This window comes from Streptococcus sp., from assembly GCF_041802885.1.
Classification (GTDB): domain Bacteria; phylum Bacillota; class Bacilli; order Lactobacillales; family Streptococcaceae; genus Streptococcus.
Map to the genome: position 1 here is coordinate 1 of NZ_JBHCHN010000006.1, position 13,584 is coordinate 13,584.

General features: G+C 47.9%; 14 protein-coding genes. 11 read left to right on the plus strand and 3 right to left on the minus strand.

Features of this window, described 5'->3' with window-relative positions; all coding sequences use genetic code 11:
• Positions 1–115: IS3 family transposase (locus tag ACEYCN_RS00625; protein WP_373712419.1), on the plus strand; the 115-nt coding region annotated here is incomplete at its 5' end.
• Positions 116–126: 11 nt separating this feature from the next.
• On the opposite strand, the gene ACEYCN_RS00630 is transcribed toward ACEYCN_RS00625, so the two are convergent.
• Positions 127–759 carry a CoA pyrophosphatase gene (locus ACEYCN_RS00630; protein ID WP_373712372.1) on the minus strand — a complete coding sequence of 211 codons (633 nt, stop codon included), beginning with the start codon at positions 757–759 and terminating at the stop codon, positions 127–129.
• Positions 760–903: 144 nt separating this feature from the next.
• Between ACEYCN_RS00630 and ACEYCN_RS00635 the strand changes: the two genes are divergently transcribed.
• From ACEYCN_RS00635 to tpx, 4 genes are all read left to right on the plus strand, one after another.
• Positions 904–2,409 (plus strand): helicase HerA-like domain-containing protein, encoded by a 1,506-nt coding sequence (locus tag ACEYCN_RS00635; RefSeq protein ID WP_373712373.1) that lies wholly within the window; start codon positions 904–906, stop codon positions 2,407–2,409.
• A gap of 111 nt (positions 2,410–2,520) precedes the next feature.
• On the plus strand, positions 2,521–4,998 hold the full coding sequence (locus ACEYCN_RS00640) for a heavy metal translocating P-type ATPase (protein WP_373712374.1): 2,478 nt from the start codon (positions 2,521–2,523) through the stop codon (positions 4,996–4,998).
• 480 nt (positions 4,999–5,478) lie between these two features.
• The gene (locus ACEYCN_RS00645) at positions 5,479–6,006 is read left to right on the plus strand and encodes a GNAT family N-acetyltransferase (RefSeq protein WP_373712375.1); all 528 of its coding nucleotides are present in this window, start codon (positions 5,479–5,481) and stop codon (positions 6,004–6,006) included.
• A 116-nt stretch (positions 6,007–6,122) separates the two neighbouring features.
• Positions 6,123–6,611 (plus strand): thiol peroxidase, encoded by a 489-nt coding sequence (gene tpx / locus ACEYCN_RS00650; protein WP_373712420.1) that lies wholly within the window; start codon positions 6,123–6,125, stop codon positions 6,609–6,611.
• Positions 6,612–6,661: 50 nt separating this feature from the next.
• On the opposite strand, the gene ACEYCN_RS00655 is transcribed toward tpx, so the two are convergent.
• Both ACEYCN_RS00655 and argF read right to left on the minus strand, forming a co-directional pair.
• On the minus strand, positions 6,662–6,943 hold the full coding sequence (locus ACEYCN_RS00655; protein WP_373712376.1) for a hypothetical protein: 282 nt from the start codon (positions 6,941–6,943) through the stop codon (positions 6,662–6,664).
• Positions 6,944–7,030: 87 nt separating this feature from the next.
• Entirely contained in the window at positions 7,031–8,011 is a 981-nt protein-coding gene (gene argF / locus ACEYCN_RS00660) for an ornithine carbamoyltransferase (RefSeq protein WP_373712377.1), read from the minus strand.
• A 201-nt stretch (positions 8,012–8,212) separates the two neighbouring features.
• Between argF and ACEYCN_RS00665 the strand changes: the two genes are divergently transcribed.
• The 6 genes from ACEYCN_RS00665 (at position 8,213) to ACEYCN_RS00690 (ending at position 13,582) form a co-directional block, all read left to right on the plus strand.
• Positions 8,213–8,836 (plus strand): GTP pyrophosphokinase family protein, encoded by a 624-nt coding sequence (locus ACEYCN_RS00665; RefSeq protein WP_373712378.1) that lies wholly within the window; start codon positions 8,213–8,215, stop codon positions 8,834–8,836.
• On the plus strand, positions 8,837–9,535 hold the full coding sequence (locus ACEYCN_RS00670) for a response regulator transcription factor (RefSeq protein ID WP_373712379.1): 699 nt from the start codon (positions 8,837–8,839) through the stop codon (positions 9,533–9,535). It begins immediately after the preceding gene.
• Positions 9,525–10,751 (plus strand): sensor histidine kinase, encoded by a 1,227-nt coding sequence (locus tag ACEYCN_RS00675; RefSeq protein ID WP_373712421.1) that lies wholly within the window; start codon positions 9,525–9,527, stop codon positions 10,749–10,751. The genes ACEYCN_RS00670 and ACEYCN_RS00675 overlap by 11 nt, the downstream gene beginning before the upstream one ends.
• A gap of 277 nt (positions 10,752–11,028) precedes the next feature.
• Positions 11,029–11,304 (plus strand): hypothetical protein, encoded by a 276-nt coding sequence (locus tag ACEYCN_RS00680; RefSeq protein WP_373712380.1) that lies wholly within the window; start codon positions 11,029–11,031, stop codon positions 11,302–11,304.
• Between the two features lie 8 nt (positions 11,305–11,312).
• Positions 11,313–11,684, plus strand: coding sequence for a hypothetical protein (locus ACEYCN_RS00685; protein ID WP_373712381.1), 372 nt, complete (start codon positions 11,313–11,315; stop codon positions 11,682–11,684).
• Complete coding sequence (locus ACEYCN_RS00690) at positions 11,675–13,582, plus strand: hypothetical protein (protein ID WP_373712382.1); 1,908 nt, start codon at positions 11,675–11,677, stop codon at positions 13,580–13,582. The genes ACEYCN_RS00685 and ACEYCN_RS00690 overlap by 10 nt, the downstream gene beginning before the upstream one ends.
• Positions 13,583–13,584: the final 2 nt, after the last annotated feature.

Below are 13,584 nucleotides of genomic sequence, written 5' to 3' on the forward strand. Positions count from 1 at the left end.
GGAACACTTGGAACAAGCCATCACGGATTATATTTTTTACTACAATAACAAGCGCATTAAAGCAAAACTAAAAGGACTTAGTCCTGTTCAGTACAGAACCAAATCCTTTCACTAATTATTTTTTGTCTAACTTTTTGGGGGCAGTACAAGGTCAAGCATTTTTTTGTTTGTCTTTACTATTTCTGTGAAGCGGTGGGTGAAGAGGGCGGTCATGCCCCAGATGGTTTCACCCTTTTGGTCATAGAATGGGATGGAGCGGGCCCTTTCGGTAAAGGGGTAGTCTTGTCCCCTGTGAATACGGTCAAAGGGAAAATCCTGTTCCAAATCAACTGTCAAGGCCAGCGAATGATAGGTGGGTCCTTCCTGCATCAAACTTTTAAGGGAGACTGGGAAGATTCTGGCCACCTCGTCATGATTGGGCTGGATGGACTGCCAATCCTCCACCAGGACTTGTCCGACAAAGCAGTGGATGGTCCTGTGGTGGTGAACAAAGTAGTCAATCTCGCCAAAGACATCGATTTGCTGGGGTTGGAGCTGTAGTTCCTCACAGGTTTCACGGACAGCTGCCTCCTGCAAACTTTCACCAGCTTCAACAGCCCCGCCTGGAAAGGATACATCTCCTGGCTGGGGGATGGATTCGCTGCGCACCTGGTAGAGGATATGCCATTCTCCTCTGATTTTGATGAGGGGGAGAAGGACACTGTAAACTTTCTTTTGGCCCAGAGGCTGGGGTTGGTAATGGGAAAAAATCTCTTTCATGGCAAAGTTGCTTTCTTCGGAATCAATTTCTATTTCCTATCTTACAAAAGTTTTGGCTCTAGGTCAACAAGCTAGTCTAGGACCGCTATTTTTCTAAGGAATTATGGTAAAATAGAGTCAGAAAATCTTCAAGGAGAAAAAAGCATGTCTGATGTGTTACAATTTGGCTATGGTCGGTCAGTGGCTGAGCTGCAGCTCAAGCGCCTCAACCGTCATGGTATTATCGCCGGAGCAACCGGCACAGGAAAAACAGTCACCCTTAAGGTCTTGGCTGAGCAGATGAGTGAGGCCGGAATTCCTGTCTTTCTCTCTGATATCAAGGGCGACCTCATCAGTCTGGCCCAGGAAAATACAGAACCTGTCTCTGCAGAACGTTTGGAAGCGACCCACTATGCACACTATGAGCCAGCCAGCTACCCTGTCGAGCTCTGGGATGTGACAGGCGAAAAGGGGATTCCTGTTCGGATGACCATTTCCGAAATGGGCCCAGTCCTCTTGACCAGACTCTTGGGCCTCAATGAAACCCAGGAAAGTATTCTCAATATCGCTTTTAGTGTGGCAGATGAGCGGGGCCTCCTCCTCATTGATATGATGGACCTGAGAGCCATGCTCAACTTTGTAGCAGAAAATGCGGCTGAACTCAGCCAGTATTATGGCAATATTCCAGCCAGATCTGTCGGGGCCATCTTACGGAGCCTGGTAGTCTTGGAGCAGCAGGGTGCCAAGATTTTCTTTGGTGAGCCAAGTTTGGACATTGCCGACCTGATGCAGACAGATGAGAATGGCCGCGGGGTCATCCATATTCTCAATGCCACACAGCTCTTTAGCCAGCCAACCCTTTATTCGACGGTCTTGCTGGCCCTCCTGTCAGAACTCTATGAAGTACTGCCAGAGGTGGGCGATTTGGACAAGCCCAAGATGGTCTTCTTCTTTGATGAAGCCCATGTCCTCTTCAAGGATGCACCAAAGGTCCTCTTGGAAAAAATTGAACTCATCGTGCGCCTCATCCGTTCCAAGGGTGTCGGAGTCTTCTTTGTCACACAAAATCCGACCGATATTCCAGACAGTGTAGCCAGCCAGCTGGGTAATCGCATCCAGCATGGCCTCCGCGCCTTTACACCCAAGGAATTGAAGACAGTGACAGTGGTGGCAGATACCTTCCGTCAGGAAGCGGGCCAGGACTTGGCCAAGGTGATTCAGGAGCTCAAGGTGGGAGAGGCAGTTGTTTCCGTCCTGGCAGCGGATGGCACCCCAACCTATGCGGACAGGGTCATGATTTATCCACCAAAGAGTCTTTTGGGAACGGCCGATCCAAGTTTGATCAATGGACTCATCAACCGCTCCAGCCTTATGGACAAGTACGGAGAAGCCATCGATCGGGAGTCCGCCCATGAGCAAATCTCCGCCTGGGCCCAGGAAAAAGAAGCGGCTCTGAAGGAATCTCTGGAAAAAGAAGAAGCCGAAAAAGCTCAGAAAAAGGCTGAAAAATCCGAGAAAGCGGAGGAAAAAGCAGCTCAGAAAACCAGCAGCTCAAGAAAAACGGATTCAGCCATGGACCGCTTTACCAAGAATGTCATGTCTGCCGTTGGCCGAGAAGCAGGCCGCATCCTCATGCGGGGCATTACTGGCATGCTGACGGGGAAAAAATAGAATGAAGGAGTCTGGGACCAGTTGGTCTCAGATTTTTTAGAAGCACTTTGTTTACAAATGTAATCAAAACTTGTATAATAAGATTACAAATGTAATCAGAAGGAGAGAAGGATGGCAAAAGAGAATTATGCAGTTGAAGGTATGACCTGCGCCACTTGTGCGCTGACAGTAGAAAAAGCCTTGGGAAAACTGGATGGCGTAGACCAGGCCAGTGTCAATTTAGCCAATGAGACGGTCAGCCTGGTCTATGATAATCAGGCCCTGTCTTTTGCGGATTTGGAAGCTGCTGTTGAAAAGGCTGGTTATCGACTGGTCCGGGATTTAAAAATGGAAACCTTTGACATCGAAGGCATGACCTGTGCCACCTGCGCCCTGACAGTGGAAAAGGCTGTTGGCAAATTAGTAGGAGTTGAGGAAGCAAGTGTCAATCTGGCAACGGAAAAGCTGACAGTCACTTATGATGGACAGAATCTCTACCCATCCCAGATTGTGGAAGCAGTGACCAAGGCGGGCTATCAGGCCCTTCCCCAAACGGAGGCAACCAGTACCGAACCTGCTCCAGATCGTCAGGAAATGCAAACCAAGGAACTCTGGATTCGCTTTGTCTGGTCGGCAGTCTTTACCCTGCCCTTGCTCTATTTGGCCATGGGTCCCATGCTCCCCTGGGGCGGTCTGCCCCTGCCAGCTTTTCTGAATCCGGCCCACCAATCGGTCCGCTATGCCCTGACTCAATTGGCCCTAACCTTGCCCGTGGTTTATCTAGGCCGTAGTTTCTACATCAGAGGCTTTAAAAATCTTCTGGCAGGCCATCCCAATATGGATTCCCTCATTGCCATTGGGACCAGTGCTGCCTTACTGCAGGGGATCATCATGACAGGCCTTTTGGCTCGGGGAAAAATCACAGTCCATCATGGTGGCCACCCCGAACTCTATTTTGAGTCAGCAGCCGTGATTTTGACCCTGATTACTCTGGGCAAATACATGGAGATGGTCTCTAAAGGTCGGACTTCTCAGGCCATCAAGCAACTAATGGGCTTGGCCCCTAAGACAGCAAGAGTTATCCGCAACGGTGCAGAAGTACAAATCCCACTGGAACAGGTCTTGGTAGGGGAGCTGCTGGTCGTTAGGCCCGGGGAAAAGATCCCAGTTGACGGCCAAGTAGTGGAAGGGCGCTCTACTGTGGATGAGTCTATGTTGACCGGGGAAAGTCTCCCTGTTGCCAAGGAAGCGGGCAGTTCCGTGGTTGGAGCCTCCATCAATAAGAACGGCTCCTTTACCTTCCGAGCAACCAAGGTGGGCAAGGATACCACCCTCTCACAAATCATCCAGCTGGTTCAAGAAGCCCAAGGGTCCAAGGCACCGATTGCTAAATTGGCTGACCAGGTTTCTGCTGTCTTTGTACCAATCGTTATGGGCCTGTCCCTCCTGTCAGGTCTTGCCTGGTTCTTTTTGGGACAGGAGTCCTGGATATTCTCCCTCTCCATCCTCATTTCGGTTTTGGTCATTGCCTGTCCTTGTGCTCTCGGTTTGGCAACACCAACGGCCATCATGGTCGGTACCGGCAAGGGAGCCGAATACGGTGTTCTCATCAAATCTGGTGACGCCTTGGAAGAGGCTAAGAAAATCCAAACCATTGTCTTTGATAAGACAGGAACCATCACAGAAGGAAAGCCGACTGTGACAGACCTGATGGCGGTGCAAGGCATATCAGAAGAAGAGCTACTCCGCTTGGCAGCAGCAGCTGAGCAAGGCTCAGAGCATCCGCTGGGCGAAGCCATTGTCGAGTCAGCCAAGGCCAGAAAACTGGAATTGCCCAAATTATCGGATTTCACAGCGGTATCGGGCTTTGGAATCTCCGCCAACATAGAAGGTCAGACCCTTTACTTGGGTAATAGTAAGTGGATGGTCCAGCAAGGCATTGAATTAGGGGATTTTGAGCAGCAAGCCCAAGCTCTTTCTGCCCAAGGGAAAACGCCCATGTATGTCGGCCAACATCAGCAGCTTCTTGGCCTGATTGCAGTAGCAGATACCATCAAGGAGACCAGCCGTGAGGCCATTGCCCTCCTCCATGGGATGGGGATTGAAACCATCATGCTGACGGGTGATAATCAGCTGACGGCCCAAGCCATTGCCAAGCAGGTGGGCATCGACCGTGTTCTCAGCGATGTCTTGCCAGAGGACAAGGCCAGAGAAGTCAAAAAACTCCAAGAAGCAGGTCGGCATGTGGCCATGGTCGGAGATGGCATCAACGATGCTCCAGCTCTGGCCCAGGCCCATATCGGGATGGCTATTGGAAATGGCACGGACGTGGCCATCGAGTCCGCTGACATCGTTCTCATGCGCAACAGATTGACAGATGTGGCCACTGCGATTCAGCTTTCCCGCGCCACCATCCGCAATATCCAGCAGAACCTCTTCTGGGCCTTTGCCTACAATGTGATCGGTATCCCCGTTGCCATGGGCCTTCTCCATGTCTTTGGCGGTCCACTTCTCGATCCCATGCTGGCAGGTGCAGCTATGAGTCTCAGCTCCGTCTCTGTCCTCCTCAACGCCCTGCGCCTGAAAGGTTTTAAGCCAGGAAAATCATAAGAGAGTGGGACAGACATCGGTAATTTCGAAGAAATTCGATTTCGTCAACAAGTCTTTATTTCCAGTTGTTGAGCTGAAACAGTCTATCCCCAGACCGTTTTAGTCCCACCTCCGAATAGCTCAAACTGTCTGGGAGACAGTTTGAGGCTGGAGATAAGGCGAACTCGGTTCGCATCAAAAGGTTTGGGAAACCTTTGGAGGTTGGAAATAGAGCGAACACCGTTCGCATCAATCGTATAGGGCTGTAAAAGCTGATTTATCAGCGCATTTTGACACAAACTCCGTTTGTTTCATTTCCAACCTCTAACAATCCCCCAGATTGTTAGAGCCCACTCAACCACTGCGCTATAAGTATCAAAAACGAAAAAAAGAGTTTGGAACTACTTTTGTCCCAAACTCTTTTCATGCTATAATAACATGGATGAACCAGCTATCTGAAAAAGTTGATAAAACCATATATAAATCAGGGAGAAAGAGAAAATGCAGCTTAAAACAGAGAGATTGAATATTCGGCCTTTTGAAGTCGAGGATAAAGAAGACATCTTTGAAATTTATGAAGATGAGGAAACCTGTCGCTTTTTGCTCCATGAGCCTTGGACGGATAAAGATAGGGATGAGCATTTTGAGCGAAAACGAAACCAGCGGAGTTTGGGTCAAAAGAGCAGTCTGAGCCTGGCTGTTCTTGCGGATGACAAGGTCATTGGAGACATCGCCATCTGGTACACGGATATGAAAGAAACAGTGGAAATTGGCTATGCCTTTAACAAAAACTATTCTGGCTTTGCTTATGCCAGCGAGGCTCTTTCAGCAGTGGTGCGGAGCCTCTTTAGGGATTATGCCATCCACCGAATCCAGGCCAATATGGATGCCCGCAATCTGGCTTCAGCCAAACTGTGTGAGCGGATTGGCATGCGCAGAGAAGCCCATTTTATCCAGGATTATTGGTCTAAGGGTGAGTGGACGGACAGCTATGTTTATGCCATGTTAGAAGGAGATTTACCAGACTGACAGAGCTAAACATTGGACAGGTAGGGCCTCTTCTTCATCTATTTCCCAATCAAATGATTGGTATTTTTTCCTGGAAATGCTTACAATAAAGAAAAAGACTTTTGGGAGGCAGAATGATGACAACCTTTATCGGAAAAGAAGTGACCCTGGTAGGCAAGCAGCCCCAAGTGGGAGAAGTGGCCCCAGATTTTACCATCCTAGCGACGGATTTGACCAAGAAATCCCTGTCTGACTTCACTGGCCGCAAGGTCATCAGTGTCATTCCATCCATTGACACAGGCATCTGTTCCACTCAGACCCGCCGCTTCAACCAGGAGTTGGCGGAGATGGACCAGACAGTGGTCATCACCGTCTCTTGTGACCTGCCCTTTGCCCAGGCCCGTTGGTGTGGCGCAGAAGGACTGGAAGGGGCTGTGACCCTTTCGGATTACTATGACCATTCCTTTGGCAAAGCCTACGGCCTCTTGATGGAAGAGTGGAACCTCTTGGCGCGTGCAGTCCTGGTTCTGGACGAGGACAATCGCATCACCTACGCAGAGTATCTGGACAATGTCAATGAACACCCAGACTACGAAGCAGCCCTTGCAGCTGTAAAAGCCCTATAAAAAAAGCAGTTCTTGGAAGACTCCAGGAACTGCTTTTTACATGCAGAAGTTTATTTGAGATGATTTGGGATTTCAGCAAGAGGACCATACACACACTTGCCATCCGGATTCCTGCTAAAGAAGTAGCAGGCCCCACATGCAGGGCATTGAAAATAAAAGTCGCCTCGCCCAGCCAGCCCCTGCTCAAATCGATAGGGGGCTTCTGTGTAGAGCTCTAAACGCCCATGAAGGAGCAGATCTTTGAGGAGTTGGTAGACCCGCTTTGAACCGATTGTCGGATACTGCATCTGAGCCCGAAATAATTCTGATAAAATCCCACAGTTAACACACATAGCAGCACTTCCTTTCTAGTACAAGACTAGTATAGCATAGTTTTCCCAAGGAAGAAATGAAGGAAATGAGGGGGATGAAACTTTGGTCTATTCCCCATCCTTTAAGCTATGGTAGAGGACCGCCTTGATGGTGTGCATGCGGTTTTCAGCTTCTTGGAAGATGATGTCGGCATTTTTTTGGAAGACCTCGTCTGTTACTTCCAGTGATTCGTAGCCATACTGTTCATAGATTTCAAGGCCAATGCTGGTCTTGGTATCGTGGAAGGCGGGCAGGCAGTGGAGAACCACTACATCAGGATTTTCCGTCTGGTCCAAGAGGGCCTGGTTGACCTGATAAGGCAGCAGTAAGTCAATCCGCTCCTTAAAGTCCACTTCCTCTCCCATGGAAACCCAAACATCAGTATAGATGGTATGGGCCCCCTTGATGGCAGCAGGGTCGGAAGTGATGGTGATGGTGGCGCCTGTGTTGTGCTCATGGGCCAAGTCGATGACGGCCTGTTCAGGCTGCAGGCTTTCAGGGGCCAGGATGGTGATGTCGACACCCAAGATGGCAGCAGTGACTAGGAGGGAGTTGGCCACATTGTTGCGGCCATCACCTGTATAGACCAGATGAAGGCCCTCAAGTGAACCAAAATGCTCTTTCAGGGTCATAAAGTCAGCCAGCATCTGGGTTGGGTGCCACTGGTCAGTCAAGCCATTCCAGACGGGAACCCCAGCATATTTGGCCAAATCTTCCACAGCCTCTTGGGAAAAACCGCGGTACTCAATACCATCAAACATGGAACCGAGGACCTTAGCGGTGTCCACAACAGACTCTTTTTTGCCCAGTTGTATCTCGGAAGCTCCTAGGTAAGTGGCATTCATGCCCAAGTCCTGGGCCGCCACCGTGAAAGCTGCCCGGGTTCTGGTCGAAGCCTTCTCAAAAACCAGGGCAATATTGAGGCCGGTCAGCTCATTGTGAGGAATCTTGTCCTTCTTGAGCTGCTTGAAGCGAATGGCTTCATCCATCAGATAGGTCAATTCTTCCTTGCTATAATCAATTTCTTTTAAAAAGGATGTCAGTTTCATCAGTTCTCCATTCTATTTGACAAAAGGAACCCCTTGTTTTCAGGGGAAATTTGCATAAAAATAATATAATGGATATTATATTGTATAATTATACATTTGTCAACAAAAAAACTATTTTTTATTCAAAAATCCTCCCCAGAGTTTTTTAGTTTGCTTTATGAAACTGTGGTATAATGGAGAAAAAGTGATTGGGGTTTTTTTATGAACCAGACCAGTATTTATGGGCCTTATGAAGCCCACTTGAAGCAGATTTTAGAGCAGCTGCTGGGCCAGATTGAGCGAGCCAGTCAGGAGCAAAAAAAGAAAACAGGCTTTAAACTCTATGAGCATATCAGCGCTCGGATCAAATCCTCCGAATCCATGCTGGATAAGTGTCAGAGAAAGGGGCTGCCTGCAACAACCGAGTCGGCTCTCAAGCAGATTCGGGACAGTATTGGCATCCGGATTATCTGCGGATTTGTGGATGATATCTACCAGACAGTGGCCTTTATCAAGTCCTTGGACGGAGTTTCGGTTTACAATGAAAAGGATTTTGTATTTGAGGCAAAACCCAACGGCTACCGGTCCTATCACCTGATTTTAGAAGTGGAGACACCCTTTGAGGATTGCCTGGGTCAAAATCCTGGCAGCTACTTCGTCGAGGTGCAGCTGCGAACCATTGCCATGGATTCTTGGGCTAGCCTGGAGCACCAGCTCAAGTACAAGAAGGACATTCAAAATCCAGAACGAATTGTCAAGGAACTCAAGCGCTGTGCAGATGAGCTGGCGTCCTGTGATTTGACCATGCAGACCATACGCAATTTGATGACAGAAAGTGGTGAATAGATGGCATTGAAGATTTTATTGGCGGAAGACGAGATTTCCCTATCGAGGGTTTACACAGCAGCCCTTGAGCACCAGGGCTATGAAGTCGTGGCCGTTGCCAATGGCCAGGAAGCGGTAGACAGGGGACGCAAGGAGGCCTTTGATGTCTTTATTTTGGACATTATGATGCCGGTCAAAACGGGCCTGGAGGCCCTGGCCGAGCTACGCTCAGCAGGCAATACCTCCCATATCCTGATGCTAACAGCCATGAGTCAGCTGGAAGACAAGATTACAGGCCTGGATAGCGGAGCCGATGATTATTTGACCAAACCCATATCTCTCAAGGAACTCTTGGCCAGACTGGCTTCCTTGGAGCGCCGGTTGGGTGTCTTTACAGAAAATATCCTGACTGTCGGCAGCGTCACCCTCAATGTGGCCCAGCAGGAACTGGCAGTTACTAATGCAGTTCGCTTGGCCGGCAAGGAAGTCAAGCTGATGGAATACCTCATGCTCAACAAGGGCAAGGACCTGTCCACCCAGGAAATCTTTAACCATATCTGGGCCAAGGATGCCGATCCAGAGATCGATGAGGGCTACGTCTACATCTACATTTCTTATCTGAGGCAGAAATTAAAGGCCCTGCATGCGGACATTGAGATTTTGGGCGATAAGGATGGGGAATACCGACTGGTGGAGGTATGTCATGAAGATGCTGACTAAGATTCGTCTCCAATTTATCCTCATCGCATCGGCTGCGGTCATGGCCATCTTGATTGTCTTTGTAGGTATTTTCAATTCCTTTGAACTCTTTCAAAACAACCGCGAAATTGCCATCGTACTGGACCTCTTGACCCAAAATGAAGGGAAGTTACCAGATGAAGAAACCCTGAAAGAAGAACTGCAAGATGTGCGGCTATCTGTCAATCAGGTCCAACAGCTCAATTATTTTAGCTATACAGTGGACAGCGAGGAGGCCATCACCAGCAGTGACTTGGCCCATGTCCGAGACTTTGCCACTAGTGATTTAGAAGATTTTTCCCAATTAGTGGATTACAGCCAGGATGATGGTCTAATCACCATGGACGACAATACCTATGCTTACCGAGTCCAGAGCCAGTCGGAACAGAGCTCTTTCGTGGTAGTCCTCGATACCAGTACCTTTGTCCATCACCGCTCTGACCTCTTTAGTGCCTCCATCGAACTTTCCCTATACAGCCTGATTCTCTTTGTTCTCATCGTTTTCGTCTTCTCTGGCCGAGCCATCAAGCCCTATGTGGAAAATGCTGAGAAGCAAAAACGTTTCATTGCCAATGCAGGCCATGAACTCAAAACACCTTTGGCTATTATCTCTGCCAATACAGAAATGCAGGAATTGCTGGAGGGGGAAACGGAGTGGAGTAAGTCGACCAAGGACCAGGTTCACAGGATGACCGAGTTGATCAATCGCATGGTGACTCTGGCTAAGATGGAGGAACAGCCTGACATTGTCCTGTCAACAGTGGATTTTTCACAGATTGCTGAGGATGCGGCGGAAGACTTCAAGGCAGCCCTCATCAAGGATGGCAAGGACTTTGAAATGGACATTCAGCCAGGTATTCAGGTCAAGGCGGAGGAAAAATCCCTCTTTGAGCTGGTGACCATCTTGGTGGACAATGCCTGCAAGTACTGTGACCCAGGTGGCAAGGTTCAGGTCCGTCTCAACCAGACGCCCCTTCGTCAGGCCCGCTTTGAAGTGTCCAACACCTATGCTGAAGGGAGCGAGGTAGATTACAGCCGCTTCTTCAATCGCTTTTACCGTGAAGACGAATCCCATAACAGCCAGGTTTCAGGCTTTGGTATTGGACTCTCTATGGCAGAAGGGATTGTCAAGATTTTTAAGGGCAAAATATCGGTCCATTACAAGGGAGATACCATCACTTTCCGCGTGATATTGTAAAAGAGGGTTTCCCTCTTTTTTTCGTCAAAATCAAAAAGGATATAGTAGTCTTGATTTTATGGGGGGAAATGGGACTCGACATGTAAAGAGAGACTTTCGTCAACAAGTCCTAGTTTAGAGTTTTTGAACTCTAACAGTCTATTACTGAGTTTATATGTTATCAGGATTTTTGAGAAAACGAGCTGGACTTGAAGTATGTTACTTTTTCTAAAAAAGTTTTTAGATGTTATTTTATGTAAAATATGATATTATAGAACACAAATAATGGAGGAAAGCCATGACAGAAATCAAGTCGAGTAGCCAGGCCGCTCAATCTGCCGTGTCTGGATTTTCGGATGCAACTCTTCACCAGTCAGGGGAAACGGTTCATTTATCCGTTAGTAACCTGTCGTCCATGCAAGAAGCCAGTATCCTAGCTAATTCAATCTTAGCTGAAATAGGGACAGTCGCTGAAGAGGTGAAGGCAGTCGCCAACAAGATCCCCAAAATTGCAGCAGCCTTTGAAGAGGTGGATTCTCAAGGCGCCGCAGCTATTTCTGCTACAATGAAATAGGAGATGAGATGGTTTTTGAAAAAGCAGACAAAAATCACGAAGAACGTCAAGCCTATTATCGCAAGATTGTTGAAAAGGAAGACCAAATTGATGAACTCCGCCTTCAACGCAATCGGATTTTTGAACTGATAGAAGATATACAGGGACAGTCGCAAACGAGCTATCGGCGATTGGAACAATTAGAGCATGACTTGTTTATGAAGGGGAGTGAGCAGTCCCAGACATACTTAAATCATCTTGCAGAACAAAGGCATCATTTTGACACAAAAATGCAGGAAGATTACGAGGATGTCCAACAAGCCTATCAAACCTTTAGCCGTCGTTTGGATGATGAGGTTGAAAGACTGCACAAAGAAAGGAATGCCTTACCATGGGATTAGTCTATAGTAAGAGTGAATCGCAGAATCTGATTCGGGTCATGGAAGGCAATCTTGCGAAAGCAGGGAGTATCCTCCAGTCTCTCACACAGGCGAGCAAACAGTTAACCAGTGTCTTGACGGTTGAGCTGAAAGGTCAGGCCTATTCGTCAGGTCTGGCTGTTTTTGATGACATTATCCTGCCTACGATGCAGCATGCCAGCACAGCGATAGAAGAGTTGAGCCAGGGCTTGTCCAGCTATCGGGCTTTGGATAGTGCCATGCCCAATGAGATCCTAGATGAGGATAATCTGAATGAACAGATTCGGATTCGGCAGAATATGGTCTCCAGCCTGCATCACCAGTCCCGTCTCCTGCAATACCAACAAGGTGGAGATGACCTGGTTTCTCAGACCAACCTGCTCCATCATCTTACATCACACATGCTAGTCTTGGAGGAAGAGATTCGCCAACTCCAGGAGAAAGTTCGAAAGCTGGGTGAGTTTAGCTCGAGTACCAGTGGTTTGTTTACGGCTGGTCAGAACTACCTCCTCGCCTCTCTACGCGGAGTCAATATCCTCAAACACGCGACCGTTGATCCGCAGACCGGAGCCTATCTCTTAAGAGGAGGGGTCAGCCTGTTGGACCTGCAGGTTCAGGGTGTCGGTGATGATTTTCAGTCGAAACTGCAGAAGATGAGTTTGGCGGAGATAGAGGAGAAGTACGGGAACATCATCAGGGTGAATGTCAACAGTGTATACATTGGGGCAGGTTTTGACAGTCGCTATGCAGGAACTAAACTCAGTCCCAAAGAAATAGATGCTATCCGTGCCCGTTATCAGTATTTGAAAGCAAGGGGAGACCTCACACTTCAACAGATAAAAAATCTCCAGACCATGTACGCCAATTTAAAAGCGACGGACAAGGAAGCTATTGATTCTATGAGCTTGGAGGAGCTGACAAGCAAGTATAGCTATCTCTTATTACCCCGCTTGGGAATGGACATCCCCTACGCTCTAGCGGATCCATCCGGAAAAGCTAAAAAAGATTACCTTTATCATCGCTTTGAAGAGTTGATGGCTCAAGAACTGATTGACTGGCGCGACCCACAGTACATGGAGAAGCTCAATGCCTATGTCAATAAGACCGGCCTTGATCCACGAACAGGATTGGAGGCCAGCGATGATGTGAAGCTGGTGGCCAAGCACTATGGTTGGGTGAAGGGAAGTTCAACAACAGCAACCTCAATCATTGGTGCGTTCATAGATTTTTCGGAAATTACAGGAAATGTTAGAACTCCCAGCGTTTCTGCTTACACAAATGCGGAAGTCGCAGACATCATAAATAGACGAGGTTATAGTATCGATGATTTTCTTTATTTGACCGATGCGGATTCGGTTCTTTCGGCGAAGCAGACAGCAATCGTTCGAGATATTCGCTTGCAGATAGGTTTGCCAGATTCAGATACCAGGATGGCTAAGATAATTCCGACCAAGTATGTTGAGGGAATTGTGCAGCCAAATAGTCGGCACAATACTGTTTCAGGTTTTGTATCAGTTGATTCACACTCGGCTAGTTTGAAAACCTTAGAGGAAGTATTTGAAGGCAACCGTATGGATTATCAGAATACACCATATAATCTCCAGACGGATGAAACCTATTCCAAAATCAATTTCACTTTAGATTCTAAGATGCGACTGGATATTCCATTACAAGAACCTAAAGTTGGAGAATATCCTTTTACGGGTCGAGGCTTTACAGGTTCACAAAATATTGTCTTACCAGAATACGAGCTGCGAAAAGGAGCAAACTATCACTTTCAGCATGGGGATACCATCGGTGTCTATGATAGTAAATCAGGCAACCTTGTGAAACAGTATATTTATGATGGTGAGTTTAATACATGGATGCAGAAAAAATAAAG

What these genes read in the sequence shown, in the direction of transcription:
- ACEYCN_RS00630 (WP_373712372.1), bottom strand. Translation starts at nt 759, where the DNA reads ATGAAAGAGATTTTTTCCCATTACCAACCCCAGCCTCTGGGCCAAAAG.
- ACEYCN_RS00635 (WP_373712373.1), top strand. Translation starts at nt 904, where the DNA reads ATGTCTGATGTGTTACAATTTGGCTATGGTCGGTCAGTGGCTGAGCTG.
- ACEYCN_RS00640 (WP_373712374.1), top strand. Translation starts at nt 2,521, where the DNA reads ATGGCAAAAGAGAATTATGCAGTTGAAGGTATGACCTGCGCCACTTGT.
- ACEYCN_RS00645 (WP_373712375.1), top strand. Translation starts at nt 5,479, where the DNA reads ATGCAGCTTAAAACAGAGAGATTGAATATTCGGCCTTTTGAAGTCGAG.
- tpx (WP_373712420.1), top strand. Translation starts at nt 6,123, where the DNA reads ATGACAACCTTTATCGGAAAAGAAGTGACCCTGGTAGGCAAGCAGCCC.
- ACEYCN_RS00655 (WP_373712376.1), bottom strand. Translation starts at nt 6,943, where the DNA reads ATGTGTGTTAACTGTGGGATTTTATCAGAATTATTTCGGGCTCAGATG.
- argF (WP_373712377.1), bottom strand. Translation starts at nt 8,011, where the DNA reads ATGAAACTGACATCCTTTTTAAAAGAAATTGATTATAGCAAGGAAGAA.
- ACEYCN_RS00665 (WP_373712378.1), top strand. Translation starts at nt 8,213, where the DNA reads ATGAACCAGACCAGTATTTATGGGCCTTATGAAGCCCACTTGAAGCAG.
- ACEYCN_RS00670 (WP_373712379.1), top strand. Translation starts at nt 8,837, where the DNA reads ATGGCATTGAAGATTTTATTGGCGGAAGACGAGATTTCCCTATCGAGG.
- ACEYCN_RS00675 (WP_373712421.1), top strand. Translation starts at nt 9,525, where the DNA reads ATGCTGACTAAGATTCGTCTCCAATTTATCCTCATCGCATCGGCTGCG.
- ACEYCN_RS00680 (WP_373712380.1), top strand. Translation starts at nt 11,029, where the DNA reads ATGACAGAAATCAAGTCGAGTAGCCAGGCCGCTCAATCTGCCGTGTCT.
- ACEYCN_RS00685 (WP_373712381.1), top strand. Translation starts at nt 11,313, where the DNA reads ATGGTTTTTGAAAAAGCAGACAAAAATCACGAAGAACGTCAAGCCTAT.
- ACEYCN_RS00690 (WP_373712382.1), top strand. Translation starts at nt 11,675, where the DNA reads ATGGGATTAGTCTATAGTAAGAGTGAATCGCAGAATCTGATTCGGGTC.